Below are 22,517 nucleotides of genomic sequence, written 5' to 3'. Positions count from 1 at the left end.
CGTCGATCACTGCGACCGATATCGATCCCAACACCTACGCACCAGCCGTCACTCATCTGACCCAGGGCGCCGAAAACGGTTGACAAGTAAGACTTTTCATCGAAGCCAAGCTGTGCGAGGACGAACGCTTACAAGCAGCTGGCGGTTTGTTGTTTCGAAATGCCATGTCGGACCGTACGAGCATTATCGACGGTTAACTCACGTCGGCAATGAATCCTGCTGCGAAAGCGAAGCTAATGTGGCCCCTATCTCTGGATCCTTTCAGAGAATCCAGGTTTCAGTGGGTCGCGGCTTAATTCACCCCACAATTCACCCTCCTCCTTTATGTAGAAAACGGATTTGCATTTACCCAGAGAGTGTGCGCACGGTTAATTCACTCCACGCTTTGTCGTTGCGACAACATATAAGGGGCAATGAACTGCATAAAGACACCTGCGGTACCGCAGCGCAGCGTGGGCGCGGACGCTTGCGGCTTGTTGCCCAGGATCACAAAAAGCTCGCAACTGGGGGCTGAGATCGAATTGTGATGAACAAGCCAGTTAACTTGGGATAAACCCACAAATTCCGCATATAGCCAGTTAAACGGAGTTTTTCGAGCATAAACGAACGTCCAGGGTGGATCCAGCTATGCGATTTGCTCATGTTAGATTCCTGATTGCCGCCGTCCGGTTTGCACCTTCTGCGTTGTTTGCGCGGCTTTTCCATCTTCGCGCGAGCTGTCCCGGGCAAATTTCTACGTTTTGTCAGAGAAAGGAATTACATGAAAACCATCACGGCCGCGTTGCACGCAGTACGAAGACTTCTTTCTGGGTCCATCGCACTGATGCTATTGCTATCCATGATGGTGCTCATGCCCGGATTGCAACGAATCGCGCAGGCAAAACCCACAGCGGAGTTCTATCGGTCCTCGTAGAGCGCCACGTTTGGTAATACCGGCGGTCGAGTTTTGTAGCAATTTCCCGGCCCTACCCAGAGCGGGCCGTCGGTCTGCGCTGCCGACTTCGACTTCGTGGCGCTATCCGGGCGCAATTGCCAGTTGTTCGGGTCCGCAATGGTCACCCGTGAATCGCCAGCGCTCGTCTCGCGGCCCCACGAGTGCGACAGAGGCGATCCAAGGTCCCGTTCGCCATTCGGCGGCCCCCGAAGCGGGGCATAAATCATGTGTTTTGAACGAAAGGTGTTCGTCATGCGTAACCGTGTCTTCCCACGTCGTGCCGGGGAGGGGGTGGTGTCTCGGCGGGCGGCGTTGGGGATGATTCTTGCGGTCATGGCCCTGGTCATATCTTCGTTCTCGTTCGCCCCAGTTGCCTTGGCAGACGAAACCGGGACCTCCACCACCACCACTGTTCCGACCACTGTTCTGACCACGACGAAGCCGCCGGCGACCACGACCGAGGTGCCGCCGGCGATCAAAACGACTGCGCCGCCTACGCCGACGTCGGAGCCCCCCACGTCTGAGAAGACCCCGATCACGGCGACGGCGCCCTCCTCGACGACCCCAGTGGCGGCGCAGCGACTGGCCGCGCGCGGAGTCAATCCCGGCATCGATGTGAAAATCACCGACGTCCAGGTCGAAGGAAAGAACGACCAGCAGATCACGGTCGGGGACTCCGTCACGGTGAAGGGCACTTGGGACGCGTCAAGCGCGAGTCCGCAGCCGGGCGACCAGTTCACCATTGAATTCCCTGGCGAACTGAAGCTTCAGAGCAACCCCAAGATCGACCTTGCAGGTGATGACGGGACGGTTTGGGGAACCTGCGAGCTTGTGGCAGCCACCAATCTGATGACGTGTGTTCTCTCCGACGCCGTGGCAGATCGCCCGGACGAGGTGAAGGGCGATTTCTTCGTGTACACCAAGGCGGTCGCGTACACCACGGAAGAGACAGTTGATTTCACGATCAACGGCAGTTTCGACGTGACGCACGAGCTACCCGGCGGTGGCGGCATCAGCGACGGCAGCGTGATCAGCGCTGCCAAGAAGTCCGGCCAACTCCAGGGCAACAAGCAGTCTGTGCGTTGGACCATCGACATTCCCGGTGCCGATCTAGCCGCACTGGACGCGGGCGGCACCGGTTCGGTGACCCTGAGCGACGCGCTCTCAGAGAACATGAAGCTGTGTACGGGCAACCTGCTCAACGCGAAGCTGTTGTCCGGTCGCCCGAACGATCTCAAGCCGGTCGCAGGCGGCGTCACCGTCACCCAGAGTGCCGCTGGAGATCCAGTCAGCATCGCGCTCGACAACGGCGGCCCCTTCGAAAGAAACAAGCTCTACCGCATCGAGTACACCTCGTGCACAACCAGCGGCGAAGTGGACAACACGGGCACCGTCTACGACAACTCCGTGACCATCGGCGGGAACACCGTAGGCGCGGAAGGCGTCGGCCAGGATTGGTCGCCACAGACCGGGCCGTCGAAGTCCGGCGGTTGGGCCGGGGGCACCCGGTACAGCGAGATCGACTGGAGCATAACGCTTCCGGGCACTTTCATCGCTAGCCTCCCCGACCAGAAAGTCATCATCGAGGAGACTCTTGGCGCCAATCACGAGGTCTGCGAGGGCGGCCTCGTCCCGACGGTCTGGCGCGCGAACCGTCTACCCGGGCTGAACGGTGAAACAACCAACCACGTCAACGTCACCTCCGAGTTCGACATCGACGCTTCCGCTGCGACGGCGAGTGCCCAATCCTTCAGCATGACCATCACGCCGAAGGAAACGATCAAGCAAGACTCGACGCAGTACTACTACGTGAAGTTCCGGTCCTGTGTGATCGAGAAGGAGGTACCGGACTCCTCTGATGTGTTCACCAACAGGGCGGTCGTCAACGGCATCTCCAAAGACGCTTCGGTGACGGGGCCCAAGTTCGAGGGCGGCAAGACCGGCACGCTCAACACCGAACCGAAGGACGTCGCGGGCGAGAAGCAGCCTGCCGGCACGACCATCGACTGGAAGGTGCAGGTCTCCGGGCACACCCTCGAGGGCCTCGACGCACCGGCGGTCGTCACCGACACGTTCTCCGACAGCTTGGCGGTGTGTGATGTCAGCGGCGATCTGAAGAAGGACCTCAATTTCAAGGTCACCGCGCGCGACTTCCTTGCAAAAGAGGGCGGGACGGACATCACCGCGGGCACCACGGTCACACGCAGCGGCGACAACGGGATTGCCATCACCCTCCCGAAGGACGCGGGCGACTACAATCGTGAGACACGCTATTACGTCGAATACACCCTCTGCACCAGCAGCGGTGGGCTGGATCAGCGCGGCACGGTTTACGGGAACTCGGTCTTCTACAACGGCAAGACTCAGTCGACGCAGAGTGTCAAGCAGGAATGGGGCGGCGGCGGCACCGGCCAAGGTGTGTCGCGGGGCTCGTTCTCGCTGCTGAAGGAGATCGCTCCTTTCTCCGAGAAATTCCCGGAGGACACCGAGTTCACTGTGAAAGTCGAGGAGTTCGCCCCCGGGCAAAATCCAGCGACCGACGCCCCGGCCAGTTCGTACGAGATCAAGGTGAAGGCTGACGGAACACCGGTCAGCGGAATCAACCCCCGCGGCACCGGCTGGCAGATCCGCCTGTCCGAGATCAACCTCCCCACCATTGACGGCGTGTACTTCGAGCGAGGAACTTTCCGACCGTCAGAGGGCGTGACGCTCAACGGGGACCGCACCGAGGCGCTGGTGACCATCACGCCGAAGAGCAATGTCGGTGTCACACTGCTCAACAAAGCGAGCCTGGGATCGGCGAGGGTCACCAAGTCCGTCATCGGTGACGGAGCGCGCACGGGACTCGAGGCTTTCGTCGTCAACGCAGAGATCGCCTTCGGTGACGACGCCGCCGGCAACGAGTTGCGCCAATTCACCCTGAAGGACGGTCAGCACTACGACCTGGGCAAATTGCCCATCGGAGCGAAAGTCACCTTCACCGAGGTCCAACCGATGAACACTGACTTCGTAACCTGGTCGGAGCCGGTGATCAACCCGAAAATGCTCACCATCGGCACCGATGCGTCGGCGAACACGGTCTCCGTCACCAACGAGGCCAAGGTCACGCAAGGCACCTTCGAAGTGAGCAAGAAACTCACGGGCCCGAAGGCGTTCGACAAGGCCGTACCGGCCAGCTTCGACGTGATTGCCACCTGGCTCGACACGGACGACAACCCGCAGAGCAAGACACTGTCTCTTCCGTCCGACGGCACCGCGGTTCAGTTCGGCGAGAACCTGCCCGGCGGCACCGAAGTCACACTGACAGAGCTGGTTCCGGCAAACGGTGACAGTCTCGCCTATGGCGTGCCCGCATACTCCGGGAATGTCAGGATCAATCCGGACAACACGGCCGTGGTGACCATCGGCAAGGATCTGCGCAAGATCGAGGTGTCGAACTTCGTCGACGTCAACGACGGCACTCTGCGCATCGCAAAGCAGGTCGGCGGTGAGGCCGCCGAGGCAATCGGCGACGACGTGGAGTTCACGGTCGAGGCGCGTTGGCGCGACGGTGTGGATTACCGCACCCAGGTGCTGAGCGTCAAGCAGGGACAGACCACACCGCTCGGCGTCGACCTCCCCGTCGGCACCGAGGTGACCTTCACCGAGACCGGCCGTCCCGATGTCGACGGAGTCGAGTGGGGCACGATCTCCTGGGGCACCAGCCCGGAAGGCGAATCGTGGCTGCACTCGAACCTCGACGGCACCGCGACGGGCATAGTCTCCGACGACCCGACCGACGGTCGGCTGATCACGCTGTCGAACGAGGCGCTGTGGAAATTCGGCTCGGTCGAATTCACGAAGTTCATCCTCGACGCTGACGGCAACCCCGTCCGCGCACCCGAGGCCGACCTGCCTGACAGCGCGACGTTCGAGGTCCGTATCGACGGAATCGATCCGGCGCTCCCCGCTGGAACTGATTTCCCGGCAGTGGGCCAGACCATCACCCTCGATGCCGGAAACGACTGGAGCTGGACGTCCGACGAGGTTGTGCCGCGGAACACCGTGATCACCTTCTCCGAGGTCGACCCCAAGCCACTGGCCGGTATCGACTGGGCGCGGCCGTACTACTACGTCTCCGCGGATGCCGGTGACGCCGATTACCGCGACACCGTCAACGCGGTGGCCGGTGAGAAGGCTGTGGTGGAGATCCACAACCGCCCGATCCCGACCACCGAGGTGGATATCGACAAGATCGTGACCGGCCCCAAGGGCAGCCAGGTGGCCAAGGACGGATCCACGATCTTCCAGGTCACGGCTACGTGGACGGACATCGACAATGAGGCGCGGTCTTGTGTTCTCGACGTCAAGCCGGGCGCTTCGGTCACTCCGACCGCCCAGTGCGACGCAGCCGTCATCGACGGCCGGGTCCAGTTCCCGCTGAACACCGACATCACTTTCACAGAAACCGGTGCTCACACCGACGTCACCAACGTCAAGTGGGGTGAAGTGATCTGGGACGTCAAGGAAGGCAAGGCGGACGTCTCGAAGATCGACGGCGAACCGACCGCAACTTCCGTCAAGCTCACCGGCGAAGCAAACAAGTCGGTGGTGCTGGGACTCGAGAACAAAACCAGCAGCAATGGGCTCATCATCATCCCGATCCCGATCCCGCTGCCGCCGTGGGAAATCCCGACATGGCCGGGCTCTGAAGTACCCGGAGGACCAGGCACTGACGTGTCGACTCCCGGCAACAACGCTCCCGGCAATAACGGTGGTGGACACAACGGTGCTCCGGGCACACCTGCTCCGGGAAATCCTGCTCAGGCCAAACCGGACCAGTCATCGTCCCTGCCGGTAACCGGCGCGAACGTCATCTGGCTCGCCGGTCTGGCGCTGGCACTGATCGGCGGTGGAGCATGGCTCACCCTGCGTAACCGCAAGCGTGCACCTGGCCAGGAGTAACTCCCAACCAGGAATACCGAAACAGGGCGGGTGCGACATACGCCTGGTCGCACCCGACCTGTTTCACCGTCACGACGTATTTATCTCGCGGCCGCCCCCCGTGGCCCACCCCTCGAAGGAGAAACACCATGTCATTCCTCCCGTTCCCGATCGTCATCGAAGGCATCGAGACCACTGGTTCTGCCGCGATCGACGGCCTCGGTCGCCTGTCCGTACTCCTTTACGATCTCCTCGGCGGTACCGGAAGCGCCACGATCAGCGCGGCCAGCTAGTTCGATACGGCACCAATTCGACACATCAGCTAGCTCGATAGATCTGTGAAGAGGAGACCCCGGTCCGTGAGCGATACCGAAGTTTCAGGGCGTCGGCGGCCGGGCGCAGGCCAGGTAATCGGCGAACTGCTCCTCACGGCCGGGGTCGTCATCCTGCTGTTCGTCATCTATGAGGCGTTCTGGACCAATATCGTCTCGGGGCGGCTGCAGGACGAGCTCAACAACAGCCTGGAGGAATCCTGGGCCGAAGCCCCCGAAGCCCCAGGAGCGATCGGTGATCAGCCGGTGTCCCCGCTGATCCCTGCGCTCGGCGAGGGATTCGCGCGCGTGCATTTCCCCACACTCGGCGCCGCGTACGCAATCGCCGAGGGCACACGCAACGAGGACCTGCGCGCCGGCCCCGGCCACTACCCGGACACACAGATGCCCGGCCAAGCCGGAAACTTCGCACTCGCCGGGCACCGCAACGGTTCCGGCGCAGTCTTCCAGCACCTGGATCGACTCGATGCGTGCGATGCCGTCGTCGTGGAGACAGAGTTCCAATGGATGACGTATCGGTTACTCCCACTCGACCAGGCCTCGCCCGAACGTCGCGCTGCAGCGCAAGCCTGCTTGAGTCCCGAGCAGGCAGATCGTGTGTCCGACGGCGACTACGCCCATCTCCTCGGACGGCGCATCACCGTGCCCGGGGATATCGAGGTCGTCAACCCGCTGCCCGGCAACCCTTGGGCCGAGCCTGACCCCGAGCTGGAAAGTGTGTTGACACTGACCACGTGCCATCCGCTGTATTCGAACACCGAACGCATGATCGTCCATGCTGTTCTCGTCGAAACAATCCCGAAGATCTCGGGGAACAACCCCGCGGCATTGCAGGAGCAATAAATGTACGGCTACCTCTGGGGCGCGCTTCCCGGCCCCCGACCAGTGAAGGCCCTGATCGTTCTCGTCCTCGTTGTCGCAGTCGTGCTACTACTCATGGAAATCGTATTTCCCTGGGTGTCCGAGCACATGCCTTACTCCGACGTCACCGTGTAGACCACCAGTGCAGGCCGGCCGTCGCCGGCACAAGGCCTTCCGGGAGCCCCACCGGACTCTGCCCTACGTCGAGATCGACGGACCTACGAAAATTTTGGCGTGGCGATGCGAAGCCATTTCGAGGTGCCGGACCGTGTCGTCGAGCGGAGGCGCAGGGCAGTTGAGGAATGTTGGTTGACGCCTGGTGAGCGCCTAGCCGTTACAGAACCTTCGTGAAGATCTGCGCCGGCGCTGCCGTCTCGAGCTTGTCGAGCGCCGCGACCAACCTGACGAAGTGCTCGGTATGGGTGTGGGCGTCGAGGTGCTCTTGCGATTCCCACTCCTCTGCAAGGACTAGTTCACACGGATTGTCGGTGCGCTGCAATAACTCGTAGTTGATGCAGCCGAGTTCTTTTCGGGTCTCGGTGACAAGCTCGTCGTACAACCGAAGCACTTCCGCGAGATCGCCCTGCTCCACCGTGGTTGGCACCAAAACCCTGATCACAAAGACTCTCCGATTCGACTGTCCCGCATTAGCCCCTCCGCTGGAAGTCTGCCGTAGACCTCCGACAGTCCGACATTTCCGTTGTGACTCGAAGTTTGCGGACAGGCGCAATATCTACGAAACACCCCCGATACCGGAGGTTCGTAGGGTTTGCCGAAGTCGGGCTCGCAATCAGCAGCGCAGCCCTGGGCCCGGGCGAGGGGTAAAGCACATGAGTGGAAATGCAGTTCGCTTGCAAGCGATCAAGGACGTCGAGGCCTACACACCTCCGGTGGTCAGTTTCACAACCGAGGAAACGCCCGGTGAAGTGTTCGGCGCCAACGTCTTCAACAAGGTGGTCATGCAGAAGCGACTGCCCAAGCTCGTCTACAAGTCGGTAATGGCGACGATCGAACAAGGCAAGCCGCTCGATCCCATGGTCGCCGACGCAGTCGCGTCCGCGATGAAGGACTGGGCACTGGAGAAGGGCGCGACCCACTACGCCCACGTCTTCTATCCGCTGACGGGTTTGACGGCCGAGAAGCACGACAGCTTCCTCGAACCGGTCGGTGACGGCAGCGCGTTGGCGGAGTTCGCCGGCAAGACCTTGATCCAAGGTGAACCAGACGCTTCGAGTTTCCCGAACGGCGGACTGCGCAACACGTTCGAGGCTCGCGGATACACCGGCTGGGATGTCACCAGCCCGGCCTACGTTCTCGAAAACCCTAACGGCAACACACTGTGTATCCCGACCGTGTTCGTCTCGATGACCGGCGAGGCGCTCGACCACAAGACTCCCCTGCTGCGTTCCCAGCAGGCAATGGGCTACCACGCCGAACGAATCCTGAAGTTGTTCGGCCACACCGACCCCGAGCACATCGTGTCGTTCTGTGGTCCCGAGCAGGAGTACTTCCTGATCGATCGCCACTTCTTCCTCGCCCGCCCTGACCTCCTCAACGCCGGCCGAACACTCTTCGGCGCAAAGCCGCCCAAGGGCCAGGAGTTCGACGACCACTACTTCGGGGCGATTCCGGAACGTGTGCTCGGATTCATGATGGATACCGAGCGTGAACTGTTCAAACTTGGTATACCTGCCAAGACGCGGCACAACGAGGTTGCGCCCGGTCAGTTCGAGATCGCCCCGATGTTCGAGCGCGGGAACATTGCCGCCGACCACCAGCAGTTGCTGATGACCACCTTCAAAACCATCGCCAAGAAGCACGGCATGGAGTGTCTCTTCCACGAGAAGCCGTTCGAAGGTGTCAATGGCTCCGGCAAGCACGTGAACTTCTCGCTGGGCAACTCCGAACTCGGCAGTTTGCTTGTCCCTGGCGACAATCCGCATGACAATGCCCAGTTCCTGGTCTTCTGCGCCGCTGTCATCCGGGCCGTCCACAAGTACGCGGGACTCCTCCGCGCTTCGGTCGCATCGGCCACCAACGATCACCGTCTCGGCGCCAACGAGGCTCCCCCGGCGATCATCTCGATCTTCCTCGGCGATCAGCTTGCCGACGTCTTCGAGCAGATTGCCAAGGGTGCGGCGACGTCGTCGAAGGACAAGGGCACCATGATGATCGGCGCCGACACCCTTCCTGTCCTGCCGACCGATCCGGGCGACCGCAACCGCACCAGCCCATTTGCCTTCACCGGCAACCGTTTCGAGTTCCGCGCGCCGGGATCGATGCAAACAGTCAACGGTCCGATGGTCACCATCAACACGATCATGGCCGAGGCTCTCGACTACATGGCCACCGAACTGGAGGCGGCAGTCGCCGACGGCGCCGATTTCGACACCGCCGTCCAGAATCTGCTCACCGAAATCATCACCAACCACGGTGCGGTTGTCTTCAACGGCGACGGCTACTCCGAGAACTGGCAGATCGAGGCCGAGTCTCGCGGCCTGCCGAATCTTCGCACGACGCTGGACGCTCTGCCAGAACTGATCACCGAGTCCTCGATGGAACTCTTCGAGAAGTACAAGGTTTTCAACCACCGAGAGATGCACAGCCGCTACGAGGTCGGACTCGAACAGTACGCACTGAGCATCGGCGTCGAGGCACGCCTGGCCGCCGAAATCGGTACGACGCTTATCCTTCCGGCGGCAGTGCGCCACCAGACGGAAGTTGCTCAAAACTTCGTCGCTCTGAAGTCCGCCGGCCTCGAACCGGATTCTGCTCCACTCGAAGAAGTGTCGGCGCCAGTTGCGGCCCTGCGAACTGCGCTCGCTGCCCTGCGCGCCGCCATCGACGCCGACGCCGGCGAGTCGCCATTCGACCAGGCCAAGCACGCACAGGACTCACTCCTGCCCGCAATGGCCGAGGTTCGCGTCGCTGCCGACTTCCTCGAAACCATCGTCGCCGACGATCACTGGCCACTCCCGACATATCAGGAAATGCTCTTCATTCTCTGATCATCACCCAAATATCAGTGCCCACAGAACTATGGCCTGCAACTCGATCGAGTTGCAGGCCATAGTTGTCGAACGTTGTTCGGGCTAGCGGTCTTCCGGCATGGTGACTTCGAGGACGCGAGCCTCACCGGTGGTTGCGGGGTCCGGTCGATCGCGCGAATCCGACGACGCCATCTGGAGTCCGTTCAAATCGGTCCGCATGTAGATGACGTTGTAACGGTCCCACGTGGTGGCGACGAATTCGAGGAACTGTCCGCTCGCCCAGGGGTGCATGAATCCGCCGTACAACGCGGGCAACGTGATTCCGCTCAACAGGGTCTGCGTACCGCTCCACGGGCCTTGCGGTTGGTCGGCCTGACGGATCACCAGATTACCCTCGGCACTGGTGTACATGGCAACGTACTTGTTCAGGTAGTCGTTCCACTGCACTGCGAGTTCACTGACCGGTGCCTTGATGACCTGAACGGCATCGGTATCGCGCGGACTCCAACCGGAGCCGTCCCAGTACTCGTAGGCGCCGAGGTTTCTGATGTCGGCGCCGGAAACTCGCGCCAGGATCGCCTTACCGAAACGACCTGAGGGAGTTCCGTATTCGTAAATGTAGCCGTCGCGTCCGTCGAGGAAGGCGCTCTGCTGGAAGTTGGAATTGATCGGCGATACTGCCGGAATCCCCGGAATGCCGAGTCCTTCGGTATTGGCGCGTACTGTCGCCGGATCGAGTTCCCAATTCTCACCGTTGTCCGTGGAGGAAGCCAGAGCCGAGTAGTTGGTGGTCCAAGCTCCGGGTTCGTCCCACGACCGAACGGACATGAATCTGATGTACTGCACACCACCGTAAGAGATTCCAGCGGTCGGGATGGTGGTGAACTCACCCGGAATGCCGAATCCCGGAATGATCTCCTTGGAATGATTGGGGCCGTCCAGCGGAGAACTGTCGATCTTCATACCGTCGGCGATGGCGGTGTCGTTGCTGCGGAACAACACGTTGCTGCGCCAGTCGTCACCCGGGATGTCGCAGTCGCCCACTGTATCGCCGAAGGCCATCAACACGTCGTGATCCGGCCCCGAAAGGCCGTTGTCCCACATGATTCCGAGGTCGGTTCCCGACACGTTGAACCGCTCGATGGTGTTGTTGGGACTGCCTGGGCCAGTGACCATTTCTATCGCCTTGGTCCGGCCGGTCAGCACCGGTAGAGCGCCGTTGGGGGCGCCGGTGATCCAGGGCAACGCGTTGGCGAGGGATCCCGTACCAGCTGAACCATTGTCGAGTGATCCGGTCAGCGAGCCGAGCGAACCTGTCATCGATCCGGCGGAACCGCTTCCTCCCGAACCACACGGTCCACCGATCGCCGAAGCAGACGGCGCCCCGGCAATCGTCGCGGCAATCGTGACAACGCCTATCGACAACATCGCCGACATGGAGTGTTTCGTACGCACATGCAGCCTCTCTGATCGTTCACGCTCGGACCACAGGGCACAGTGATCCCCCGACTGCAGAAGCAAACCATTTGGACTGTGTTAAGAGAGTGAAAGCTGAGCAAATTGTTATAAAACGCCCGTTCAACTGACACAAGTGACAGCTGTGTCCGATTTCACCTTCACAGGACAGTTGTCCGATACAGCAATAAAGGCGCCTAGTATGTAACGGAAATGTAAAAGAGTTCTCACAACGAGGTAGGTGAGCGGTGTCCGTACGTGACCGCGTAGCGCAGATTTACGATCAGGTTTTGGTTCGCAATGCAGGAGAGCCCGAGTTCCATCAGGCCGCCGCAGAGGTCTTCGAGTCTCTTCACGTAGTGCTCGAACGCCACCCCCGCTACGCCGACGCCGGACTCATCGAGCGGCTCTGCGAGCCGGAACGCCAGATCATCTTCCGCGTGCCGTGGACCGACGACCAGGGCAACGTTCACGTCAACCGTGGCTTCCGCGTGCAGTACAACAGTGCACTCGGCCCCTGCAAGGGTGGCCTGCGTTTCCACCCCAGCGTCAACCTGGGCATCGTGAAGTTCCTCGGCTTCGAGCAGATCTTCAAGAACTCCCTCACCGGCCTGCCTATCGGCGGCGGCAAGGGTGGCTCCGACTTCGATCCCAAGGGCTGCTCGGACGCAGAGGTCATGCGCTTCTGTCAGTCCTTCATGACCGAACTGCAGCGGCACATCGGTGAATACACCGACGTCCCGGCCGGCGACATCGGAGTCGGCGGTCGCGAAATCGGCTACCTGTTCGGCCAGTACAAGCGGCTGACCAACACGTACGAGTCGGGCGTCCTCACCGGCAAGGGCATCACCTGGGGCGGATCGCAGGTTCGCACCGAGGCCACCGGCTACGGCGTCGCGTACTTCGTCGCCGAAATGCTCAAGGCGAAGGGTGAAGGCCTCGAAGGCAAGAACGTCGTGATCTCCGGATCCGGCAACGTCGCCATCTACGCCATCCAGAAGATCCACCAGCTCGGCGGCGTCGCAATCGCATGCTCGGATTCCTCGGGATACATCGTGGACAAGAAGGGCATCGACCTCGACCTCCTCAAGGAGATCAAGGAAGTTCGCCGCGGCCGCATCAGCGAGTACGCAGACGCCGTTCCGCACGCCGAGTTCATCGCCGACGGGTCCATCTGGGACGTGCCGTGCGACGTCGCACTCCCCTGCGCGACTCAGAACGAACTCGACGAAGATGCCGCAAAGACCTTGATCGCCAACGGCGTTCAGGCCGTTGCCGAAGGCGCGAACATGCCCACCACCCCCGGCGGCATCCAACTCTTCCGTGACGCGAACGTGGCCTTCGCCCCCGGCAAGGCAGCCAACGCCGGTGGCGTTGCAACCTCTGCTCTCGAAATGCAGCAGAACGCTTCGCGTGATTCCTGGAGCTTCGAGTACACCGACGAGCGCCTTGCCGGAATCATGCGCGGTATCCACAAGCGCACCATCAACACCGCTGCCGAGTACGGCAAGCCGGGCGACTACGTTCACGGCGCCAATATCGCCGGCTTCGTGAAGGTCGCCGACGCCATGATTTCGCTGGGCGTCATCTAGAGATTTCGCAACACAGACGGCAGCACAGAAAAGGGTGCCTCCACCCTGAACCGGTCCCCCTACGTCGGACTGGTCGAATCAACACCTAGGCCTCGAGGGCCCTGGGTCCGCGACAGCGTCGGACCCAGGGCCCTCGACCATGATCTGAGCAAATCGCCCGCGACGTACCCGCAGGCGACGGCAATGATCCCAGACGGAACTCGTGGTGTCCTCCGAATCCGTTTCCGCTCTGACGTCGGAAAACATCGTAAATGGACGATTGTTTAGTTCGGCGACGCGTGGGGCATATGGACTTATCTTCACATTTGTCCATTTCACAGTTGGACATTCGTTCATGTGGTAGAAATCACAACGCCTGGCGCAATTCGATCCGCAGATTTCAGCGGCGAGTATGCCCCCGAACAAGGCCTCAGCGTGTACCCCGCTTCGTAACGCGCCGAGCCTCCGGGTGCCTGTGCCGCGCGACGCATCTGTCTAGAGGAGGCCACCCATGTCCCCAGCGCTGCTGAACAACCCGGGACCGCTCATGCTGGGAGGCAAGCCCGCCTCCACAGCGGTCAATGACGTCATCCCACTGGCAAGCGATCTCGTAGATCACTTGTCCCGCGCCAACCCGACGTTGACTTCCCTCCAAACGGAGGCAGTACGTCGGGAGTTGATCGCGGTAATCGTGCAGGGGCTTCAAGTAGGGATCCAGCTATTGGATCACCGCAAACTCCCCACCGACCAAGACCTGGACGGCATTCACACCATGACCGTCCAACAAGCACTGAAAGGCGTGCCACTCAGCGCAATTCTCAGCCTGACGAACGAGGGCATCAGCACTTTTCGCACCCTCATCCTCAGTCGAGCCGACGCCGGGGACTCCGCCAATCTCGGCGATCTCAACGAGTTCTTGTTTGCACTGGCACAGCGGCTTCACTCGTTCATCTCGATCAGCTATCTCGCGGCTCTTCCGGCCGGTTCCCAACTCGGCGAATACTCCGCCGGCGCCCTCGTGAAAGCCATGCTCGACGGCGACGATCCCACCCAACTCGCGCTCCAGATGGGCATTGAACTCGCACCCCGCTATCTCGTCCTACGACTGATGGTGAACCTGCCGCCCACGCGAACAGGAGCCCGCAACGGCACGCACCAGCGCATACAGGCCTATCGCGATCTCACGGTGGTTCAGGCAAAGATCGCGGCCCACTTCGGCTCGGCACTGCTCGAAGCGCCTGCACCGCAACGCGGTCTGGTCCTGATCGAGGGCACTCCCGACTGGAAATCGGTGTGCGAGGTCATCCAAAATGCGCGCGCGACGGTCGGCGTGGAGATCACGGCCATCGGTGAGAGTGCCGCCGTCGGAGACATCGCCGCCGCCCAGGCAACAACACATGAATTGGCGCAACTCGTGCGGCGCCTGAGACTGCCGGCGCGGTCATACCGGATGGAGGACCTCGCGCTCGAGTACCAACTGACGCGGAGCGGCGCGGGCCGCGACAGCTTGATCAACCTACTCAAGCCACTCCACGGCAATCCGGAACTGTTGCAGACACTGTCCATACATCTCGCGAACGGCCAGCACCGCCAGCGCACCGCGTCGGCACTGGGCCTGCACACGAACACCGTCGACAACCGGATCAAGCGCATCGCCGCCCTGACTGGATTGGATCCGGCTCTACCCTCTGAGCTGCTCAAACTGCGCGCTGCGATGATCTCGCTTTCTTTCGCCAGCACTGATGTGGACAACCGTCCAGCGAAAGTGTGAACACTCACACCCTCGCTATTAGCTCTCCACGAATGGTGGCCTCGACCCCACTTTTCCGCACCGAGCCGGGCTATAAAAGTGTGGTGCGAATCACCGCGCAAACCAGTAACAATTAAGGGGAACCACATGATCAACGGCCAGGACAACGCTCTCCTCGGTGCCTTCTTCGACACCATCCTGCAGCTCTTCAACGCGGGCAGCACCGGCACGGGCTCGACGGATGGCGGCGGCGTCTCCTAGGACGAATCGCGGGCCCTGTGCGAGATTCTCTCGCACGGGGCCCGCTCCAAGCCGCCTGACACTGTGAGGGCGGTGACCACGGTGACCACCATGTCGCCATCGCTGAAACCAGGAGCCAGCACATGATCGCCGCACCAACCACAGGCGCTTTGGCCGTCGTCTTGAACACCGTCCTTCAGATGTTCAACGCGGGCAGCAGCTTCCTCTACACCGACAACTCTCCGATCGGCGGCGGCGGCGAAACTCCCACGACGCCTGCTCCCTGATCGACTTACCCGCTCGCACCACAAACGTCGCGGCGCAGACAGGAATCACCGTGATAAACCCGCACACCCAGGGCAGCCTGGTTATCGACTTCGGCTCACTCTCCAGGGCACTCGGCTTCGGCAACGGCTCGATCGTATCGCTCGGCAGCACCGGAAGTGCCTGAAAAAGCCGTCCTGACTACGTCGACGATCCCGTCGCCGCTCACATTCTCACCACATCTCGAAACAGAAAGCAGGTCTCCCTGTGCCTACAATCCCGCTCACCGGCGACCCCATCGTCATCAATATCATCGTCCAGCTACTGAGCGCGGGCAGCAGCAACGCGCTCGCTTTGGGCGGGGTCGGCAGCAGCGGGCTCGGTAGCACCGGGCTCGGCAGCTTCGACTCGGCGAGTCTCGGGAGCGCTGCATAGCATCTCCCACTGATGAGTGGCTGATTCACCGCCATTGATCGGTATGCAGTCCATGAAACCGACGTTGCCCTCCGCCACAAAGGACGGAGGGCAACGTCGTCGGTCACGCCGAACGGATACGGCGCAATCGGATCAACGCCAGTCTTCAGGCGGATCGGTGTCGTCGTGTTCGATAGTCACGGATTCCGAACGATCGTCAGCCGCAGCTTTTTTCGCCGCTTCTCGCATCTCGATACCGTCGGACACCCAGTCACCGATCTCGCGCGTCACGTCTCGAACTGCCCCGGCGATGATCATCGCGATGGAGCCGACGTGGTTGGCTGCACTTTCCGTCAACTCCTGGACGGTGTCCTTGCGGCGTTCGAATTTCCCGACCATCAAAGTGTGCCTCTCAGGCTGCTGTTCGCTGGCGCTCGACGATAACACCGGGAGGGGTCTTCGACTTGACCAAACCGGGCGGCAGAGCGAGCTTGAAGATCTTGCCCCACACCGAACCGATCTGCTTGAAGAACCCACCGGTGTTGTACGGCAAACCGTACTTCACACACAATTCTTTCACCTCGGGAGCCAGTTCCGGATAACGATGCGCAGGCAAGTCCGGGAACAGGTGGTGCTCGATCTGGTGCGAGAGGTTGCCGGACATGATGTGGAAGAGCGGGCTTCCCTCGATGTTGGCGCTGCCGAGCATCTGACGCACGTACCACTGCCCGCGAGTCTCGTCGGCCGTCTCGTCCTCGGTGAAGCTCTGGACGCCGGTGGGGAAATGGCCACAGAAGATGATCGAGTAGGTCCACACGTTTCGCACCAGGTTGGCGGTGACGTTGCCCGCCAGAGTGGTCACGAACAGCGGTCCCGTGAGAACCGGGAAGATGACGTAGTCCTTGAGGACCTGCTTGCCTGCCTTGTTCCACCAACCCTTGAGTAACGGCTTGACGTCGTGCCACTTGCGTTTACCTTGGATGACGTTCTCGATCTCGAGGTCGTGCATCATCACGCCCCACTCGAAGAGCACCATCAAGGCAAAAGCCCAGACCGGATTACCGAGGTAATAGGGGTTCCACTTCTGCGCGTCGTCGATACGCAGGATGCCGTATCCGATGTCGCGGTCTTTGCCGAGAATGTTGGTGTACGTGTGGTGCATGTAGTTGTGCGAGTGGCGCCACTGGTCGGCCGGGCACACCGTATCCCATTCGAAGACTTCGGAATTGAGCCCGGGTTCACGCATCCAGTCGTATTGACCGTGCATGACGTTGTGGCCGATCTCCATGTTGTCGAGAATCTTCGACACACTCAATGCACCGACGGCCGCGAGCCATACCGGGGGGAGGAAGCCGAGGTACATCAAGCCGCGACCCGCGACCTCGAAACCACGCTGCGCCTTGATGATCTTGTAGATGTACTCCCGATCCTCAGCACCGAGTGAGGCGACGGTGCGATCACGCAGTGCGTCCAACTCGCGGCCGATCTCCTCGACCTGCTCGTACGTCAGGACAACAGGAGCGTCGTTCTTCGCATCGGAACCGTTGCCGAGGAAAGGGAGGGTGGGAAGTGAAAGTCCAAACATGTCGGTCTCCAGACAGTCGTGAGGAAAATGGGACTTCAGATGTCGACGGTGACGTCGCCGACGGGAGCGCTGACGCAGAGCTGGATCTTCTTGTCCGGCTCGTCGTCGGTCTCACCGGTGCGCACGTTGCGGGTACGACCCGCCTTCTTGACGGAGGTGCAGGAGAAGCAGATTCCCATCCGGCATCCGTATTCGGGATTGAGGCCCGCAGCTTCTGCTTGTTCGAGCAGTGTTTCGCCGGAGTTCTCGGCCGCCACTCCACTTTTGGTGAATGACACCTCGCCGCCGGCCTCACCTGGCTCGGCCACCGCGGGTGCGAACTCCTCGGTATGGAGTAAGTGTTCGACGTCGACCTCACGGAACACCTCGCGCACTCCCCGCATCAGTCCGGGAGGCCCACAGAGATAAGCCTGGGCGTCGACCGTTTCCGGATCAGCGATCCACGGGGCCACCGCGTCGAGGTGCCCACGGTCGAAGAAACCTTCGAGATCACCTCCACCGCTTTCGGTGTACACGAGTACCAGTTTCACGTTCGAGTTCTGCTCTGCGATCGTTTTCAGGGCGCGCGTGTAAGCCACGTCAGCATCGGTGTTCGCGTAGTGCACGAACACGATCTCGCCCGAATGCTCCTCGTCCACGAGCGTCCGCAGCATCGACATCACCGGGGTGATTCCACTGCCACCACTGATCAACAACACCCGACGCGGGCGGTCGACCGGGAGGGAAAACACCCCGTCTGCCTGCGAAAGACTGACTACAAGTCCCGGCGCAGCGTTGGCGTACAGATACTGCGATACCAATCCACCCGGATGAGCCTTCACGGTCAGCTCGATCAGCCCGTTGCGCGTGGACGCGCCGCCGGCCGGCGAGTAGCACCGAGTGTGACGAATACCGTCGATCACCACGCCCAACTGCACGAACTGGCCCGCCTGAAATCCGCGCCACTGGCGAGTCGGACGCAGCGTCAGCGTGACGGAGTCTGCGGTCGGATAGTCGACGGAAACAACCTGTGCGCGAATGTCACGAACGGTCGCCATCGGGTTTATCAGCTCGAGGTAGCGATCGATCTGATGTGGAGCGGCCATGGCTTCGATCAGTCCCACCAAGGACAGTCCGCGCCGAGCTGTGGGCTTCGGTGTCGTGTTCTCAGGAGCAGATGCGATTGTCATGACCCTCCTCGTGTTTCGATTTTCGGGTAAATCGTTTGCCGGGCTAGCTTCCCTCGACTGCGTGAATTCAGTGTACAAATGTTCACCGAAGATAGTGTGACAGGTGCACACAAGTACATGTCAACAAGAATGTGACCCGAGTTACACGAGTTGCCGAAAGGGGCCGGGATGCCTGTACCTACACTCGACGTCGTGACGAAGGCCGGACCGGTGAGCCCAGAGAACAGGGAACCCGACAACAGGGAACCGGAAAGTCGTGCCGCCAAAAAGGAGCGCACGCGCCAATCCCTCTTGGACACGGCGATGGATCTCTCGGCCGACCGAGGCTTCGCCGGAATCAGCTTGCGAGAGGTCGCCAGGGAAGCCGGGATCGTTCCGACTGCGTTCTATCGCCACTTCGCTTCACTGGAAGATCTCGGCGTTGTCCTCGTCGAGGAAAGCATGCGCATGTTGCGTCAGATGCTGCGCGACGCCAGGCGCAACCCCAGTACGAAGGACGCCACTACGTCACTGGGTATCCTTGTGCGACAGGTGCATACACACGAACGACAGTTTCGGTTCCTCTGCCGTGAACGTTACAGCGGCGTCAGCGAGGTGCGACGCGCGATAGCCACCGAAATGCGGTTGTTCGTCAGCGAATTGACCCTCGATCTGTCCAGAATTCCCGGACTCGAAAGTTGGTCGTCGGACGATCTGGAAATGGCCGCCGATCTGATCGTCTCGACGATGTTCGGTGCCGTCGTCGAGCTCCTGGACGCCGGGACTGCCGGATATCGCGACGAAGCCGCCGTCATCACACGAGCAGAGAAGCAGCTGCGGATCATCATGCTCGGAATGGCCACCTGGAATCCACCTCGAAACTGACCTCGGGTTCACCTTTTCGACGTACGGTGAGAGCCATGTCTTCCACGAGTACATTCGAAATCCCCGTTGGCGACCTCACCTTCGACGTACTGATCTCGGGCCCGGACGACGGTATTCCGCTGGTAGCGCTGCACGGCTTCCCGGAGAGCGCCGCATCCTGGGGCAAGGTCACGCCGCTACTGACCGCTGCGGGATACCGCGTGATCGCACCGAATCAGCGCGGATACTCCGCCGGCGCACGCCCGGAAGGTGTGGACGCCTACCGCATTGAGCACCTGGTAGCCGACGTCGTCGGATTGCTCGACGCACTCGGTCTGCCAGACGCACATCTTGTCGGCCACGACTGGGGTTCGGCGGTGGCCTGGCAGGTCGCCGGCCGCCATCCGAACCGGATCCGCAGCCTTACCGCGATCTCGGTCCCCCACCCCACAGCTTTCGGCTGGGCATTACGCGAGGACGAGGACCAGAAGCAACGCTCGTCGTACATCGGCCTTCTCCGGCAGGAGGGCAAGGCCGAGGAAGTGTTGTCGGGGGACAACTTCCGCCGACTACGCGCTATGTTCGACGGACAGATCGATCCTGAATTCGCCGACGAGCACATTCGTGTCCTGAGCGGGGAGGGCGCGCTGACCGGCGCCTTGAACTGGTACCGCGCGATGACCCGCGACTTCGGCGACATCGATCGCACCACGGTGCCGACCACGTACGTCTGGAGCACCGGCGACTCGGCGCTCGGCCGCGCAGGCGCAGAACGCTGTGGTGAATTCGTCGACGCTCCCTACGAGTTCGTCATCCTCGACGGCGGAAGTCACTGGATTCCGGAAGAGCGGGCCGAAGAGTTGGCCGAGGCGATCCTCGCGCGTGCAGGATCCTGATCGTAGCGACGAATTCGGCTCTATGTATGTTGTCATACATAGAGCCGAATTGATTCCACCACCAGGAGTTCTGCGATGACCGAGACCGTTGCACCACCCCATCCTTTTGACGCTGCTGTCGGATTGACGTCGCTCACCGCCGGTTTGTCGACCGGCGAAACCAATGCGGCGTACAACAACATGGTCGGACCTTTCGGCGGCGTCACTGCTGCCACGTTGCTCGAATCTGTGCTGAAGCACCCCGAGCGACTGGGCGATCCGCTGTCGTTGACCGTCAACTTTGCCGGTCCGATCACCGAGGGCGCTTTCGAGATCTCCGCCCGCCCGGTGCGCACCAACCGCTCGACGCAGCACTGGTCGATCGAACTGTCTCAGGACGGCACCGTCGCCACGACCGCCACGGCAGTGTTCGGCACGAGGCGTGAGACGTGGTCGTCGACCGAGATCACGATGCCGGAGGTTCCGTCGGCCGAAGACGTTGCACTGCTGCCGTTCCCCGAGTTCATCGCCTGGGCGCAGAACTACGAGATGCGGTTTGTCGAAGGTGCAATCCCCGACCTGGAGTCGGGCGAGCACCCCGACTCGACTACGACGCTCTGGGTGCGCGATCAGCCGGCACGCGCTCTCGACTACACGTCATTGACCGCATTGTGCGATGTCTTCTTCCCACGAGTCTTCCTGCGCCGAGGCAAGATGGCACCGGCCGGAACGGTCTCGATGACCATCTACTTCCACGCCGACACTCAGGCACTGACCGAACAGGCAGACAATTCCGTCCTGGGCACCGCGCGGACTCAGCGGTTCGGCAACGGGTACTTCGATCAGTCGGCCGAAATCTGGGGCAGTGACGGCGCATTGCTCGCTACGACACACCAGTTGGTCTACTTCAAGGACTGACAACCACCGCACTGTCCCCTTCAGGTGCCTTGACCATCGACAGGGCGGCGAGGCCGACACCGAGCACTACCAGCAGTCCGATGATGCCGGCGCGGTCGGCGCCGAAGAGCCATGCGAACAGGCCGAACAGTGTCGGCGCGAGGAACGACACTGCTCGGCCTGTTGTCGCATACAGGCCGAACATCTGACCTTCACGCCCGGGCGGGGTGATGCGCGCCAAGAACGTTCGTGCCGACGACTGAGCAGGTCCGACGAACAGGCAGAGCGCGAGTCCGAAGATCCAGAACATGACCGGCCCTGACACCGCGATCAATATCGCGCCGACCACAATCATCGACGCGAGCGAGACCGTGATGACCTGCTTGGGTCCGATCCGATCGTCGAAGCGTCCGGCCACCAAGGCGCCGATCGCGGAAATCACGTTGGCGGCAACACCGAACAGCAGGACGTCTGCTGCGCTGATTCCGTAGACGTTGACGGCCAGCACGGCTCCGAAGGTGAACACACCCGCGAGTCCGTCGCGGAAGAGTGCGCTCGCGATCAGGTACCAGATCGTGCGCCTGTCGACGTTCCAGAGTTCACGCAGATCGCGCCACAACACCCGATAGGAGTCGAGGAATCCGGCCTTCGACGCGCCCGGATCGACCGCGGGGCTGGGCAACTCGGGAACCTTGAAGAATACCGGGATCGCAAAAATCGCGAACCATACTGCGGCCAGCAGTGCCACCATCCGGATGTTCATGCCGCCGTCGGTGGTCAATCCCAGGAATCCCCGAGTGTCGCCGTCGCCGACGATGAACCCGAAGTAACACAGCAACAGCAGCACGATTCCGCCGAAATATCCCATGGCCCAGCCGAAGCCGGAGACTCTACCCAGATTCTCCGGCGTCGACACCTGCCGCATCATGGCGTTGTACGGCACGCCGGCAAGCTCGAAGATCACCGAACCGATTGCGAGCAGTACCAATCCGAGCCATAGGTAGCGGTAGTTGTCTTCGACGAAGTAGAGGCCCGCCATCGAGAGCACGGTGATGCCGGTAAGTATCGCAAGCGAGAGTTTGCGTTTACCCGACGCATCGAAACGCTGTCCGGTGATCGGAGCGAGTATGGCGATGAAGAAGCCGGCAATTCCGAGAGCCCAACTGAGCCATGTAGTTGCCGAAATCGTGCCGGGCAGGTCGTCGCCGACCGCGTCGGTGAGATAGACCGAGAAGACGAACGTGAGGATCACGGCGTTGAATGCGGCCGATCCCCAATCCCACAGCCCCCACGCGAACACTTGACTCTTCGTGGCCGCACCACCGATGCCTGCGGGTGGCTCGGCCTGCGTGCTTGTGGACTCGGCGCTCATACGGCGAAGCCTAACTGTGCGCAGGCGACTCGGCGCCTCTCT

At 61.3% G+C, this 22,517-nt stretch carries 18 protein-coding genes; 12 read left to right on the top strand and 6 right to left on the bottom strand.

What is annotated here, in order from left to right; all coding sequences use genetic code 11:
* The first annotated feature begins 1,186 nt into the window (after positions 1-1,186).
* From ACFQ6H_RS19620 to ACFQ6H_RS19605, 4 genes are all read left to right on the top strand, one after another.
* A complete protein-coding gene (locus ACFQ6H_RS19620) occupies positions 1,187-5,878 on the top strand; it encodes a DUF5979 domain-containing protein (protein WP_378648022.1) in 4,692 nt (1,563 codons plus the stop codon).
* 128 nt (positions 5,879-6,006) lie between these two features.
* Entirely contained in the window at positions 6,007-6,150 is a 144-nt protein-coding gene (locus tag ACFQ6H_RS19615; RefSeq protein ID WP_378648020.1) for a hypothetical protein, read from the top strand.
* A gap of 66 nt (positions 6,151-6,216) precedes the next feature.
* Positions 6,217-7,032, top strand: a complete 816-nt coding sequence (locus ACFQ6H_RS19610; RefSeq protein WP_378648018.1) for a class E sortase — start codon at positions 6,217-6,219, stop codon at positions 7,030-7,032.
* The gene (locus ACFQ6H_RS19605; RefSeq protein WP_378648016.1) at positions 7,033-7,185 is read left to right on the top strand and encodes a hypothetical protein; all 153 of its coding nucleotides are present in this window, start codon (positions 7,033-7,035) and stop codon (positions 7,183-7,185) included.
* A 199-nt stretch (positions 7,186-7,384) separates the two neighbouring features.
* On the opposite strand, the gene ACFQ6H_RS19600 is transcribed toward ACFQ6H_RS19605, so the two are convergent.
* Complete coding sequence (locus ACFQ6H_RS19600) at positions 7,385-7,654, bottom strand: putative quinol monooxygenase (protein WP_378449696.1); 270 nt, start codon at positions 7,652-7,654, stop codon at positions 7,385-7,387.
* Between the two features lie 226 nt (positions 7,655-7,880).
* On the opposite strand from ACFQ6H_RS19600, the gene ACFQ6H_RS19595 reads away from it, so the two are divergent.
* Positions 7,881-10,058, top strand: coding sequence for a glutamine synthetase III (locus tag ACFQ6H_RS19595; protein WP_378550278.1), 2,178 nt, complete (start codon positions 7,881-7,883; stop codon positions 10,056-10,058).
* A gap of 84 nt (positions 10,059-10,142) precedes the next feature.
* On the opposite strand, the gene ACFQ6H_RS19590 is transcribed toward ACFQ6H_RS19595, so the two are convergent.
* Positions 10,143-11,477, bottom strand: a complete 1,335-nt coding sequence (locus ACFQ6H_RS19590) for a DUF4185 domain-containing protein (protein ID WP_378538534.1) — start codon at positions 11,475-11,477, stop codon at positions 10,143-10,145.
* Between the two features lie 266 nt (positions 11,478-11,743).
* On the opposite strand from ACFQ6H_RS19590, the gene gdhA reads away from it, so the two are divergent.
* From gdhA to ACFQ6H_RS19570, 4 genes are all read left to right on the top strand, one after another.
* The gene (gene gdhA / locus ACFQ6H_RS19585; protein WP_378648014.1) at positions 11,744-13,087 is read left to right on the top strand and encodes an NADP-specific glutamate dehydrogenase; all 1,344 of its coding nucleotides are present in this window, start codon (positions 11,744-11,746) and stop codon (positions 13,085-13,087) included.
* A 490-nt stretch (positions 13,088-13,577) separates the two neighbouring features.
* Complete coding sequence (locus ACFQ6H_RS19580) at positions 13,578-14,837, top strand: PucR family transcriptional regulator (protein WP_378637546.1); 1,260 nt, start codon at positions 13,578-13,580, stop codon at positions 14,835-14,837.
* A gap of 362 nt (positions 14,838-15,199) precedes the next feature.
* Complete coding sequence (locus ACFQ6H_RS19575; protein ID WP_003945326.1) at positions 15,200-15,343, top strand: hypothetical protein; 144 nt, start codon at positions 15,200-15,202, stop codon at positions 15,341-15,343.
* A gap of 244 nt (positions 15,344-15,587) precedes the next feature.
* Complete coding sequence (locus ACFQ6H_RS19570; RefSeq protein WP_003945367.1) at positions 15,588-15,755, top strand: hypothetical protein; 168 nt, start codon at positions 15,588-15,590, stop codon at positions 15,753-15,755.
* 132 nt (positions 15,756-15,887) lie between these two features.
* Here the strand turns inward: ACFQ6H_RS19570 and ACFQ6H_RS19565 are convergent, their stop codons facing one another.
* The 3 genes from ACFQ6H_RS19565 to ACFQ6H_RS19555 are packed head-to-tail and all read right to left on the bottom strand — an operon-like array spanning position 15,888 to position 18,488.
* A complete protein-coding gene (locus tag ACFQ6H_RS19565) occupies positions 15,888-16,133 on the bottom strand; it encodes a hypothetical protein (RefSeq protein ID WP_283304040.1) in 246 nt (81 codons plus the stop codon).
* Positions 16,134-16,146: 13 nt separating this feature from the next.
* Complete coding sequence (locus ACFQ6H_RS19560) at positions 16,147-17,319, bottom strand: fatty acid desaturase family protein (protein ID WP_378449692.1); 1,173 nt, start codon at positions 17,317-17,319, stop codon at positions 16,147-16,149.
* Between the two features lie 35 nt (positions 17,320-17,354).
* Positions 17,355-18,488 (bottom strand): ferredoxin reductase, encoded by a 1,134-nt coding sequence (locus ACFQ6H_RS19555; protein WP_378648012.1) that lies wholly within the window; start codon positions 18,486-18,488, stop codon positions 17,355-17,357.
* A gap of 168 nt (positions 18,489-18,656) precedes the next feature.
* Here ACFQ6H_RS19555 and ACFQ6H_RS19550 point away from each other — a divergent pair, with 168 nt between their 5' ends.
* From ACFQ6H_RS19550 to ACFQ6H_RS19540, 3 genes are all read left to right on the top strand, one after another.
* Positions 18,657-19,352 (top strand): TetR family transcriptional regulator, encoded by a 696-nt coding sequence (locus tag ACFQ6H_RS19550; protein WP_378637553.1) that lies wholly within the window; start codon positions 18,657-18,659, stop codon positions 19,350-19,352.
* 35 nt (positions 19,353-19,387) lie between these two features.
* Positions 19,388-20,227, top strand: a complete 840-nt coding sequence (locus ACFQ6H_RS19545) for an alpha/beta fold hydrolase (protein ID WP_378648010.1) — start codon at positions 19,388-19,390, stop codon at positions 20,225-20,227.
* A 75-nt stretch (positions 20,228-20,302) separates the two neighbouring features.
* Positions 20,303-21,124, top strand: a complete 822-nt coding sequence (locus ACFQ6H_RS19540; protein WP_378648008.1) for an acyl-CoA thioesterase — start codon at positions 20,303-20,305, stop codon at positions 21,122-21,124.
* Here the strand turns inward: ACFQ6H_RS19540 and ACFQ6H_RS19535 are convergent.
* Entirely contained in the window at positions 21,114-22,475 is a 1,362-nt protein-coding gene (locus tag ACFQ6H_RS19535) for an MFS transporter (RefSeq protein ID WP_378537894.1), read from the bottom strand. The genes ACFQ6H_RS19540 and ACFQ6H_RS19535 overlap by 11 nt on opposite strands.
* Positions 22,476-22,517 lie beyond the last annotated feature (42 nt).

Origin of the sequence: Rhodococcus sp. NPDC056506, from assembly GCF_042794945.1 — a bacterium.
GTDB lineage: Bacteria > Actinomycetota > Actinomycetes > Mycobacteriales > Mycobacteriaceae > Rhodococcus_F.
Note: the sequence above shows the minus strand (reverse complement) of the source record. Positions and strands in the feature narration are given on the sequence as shown.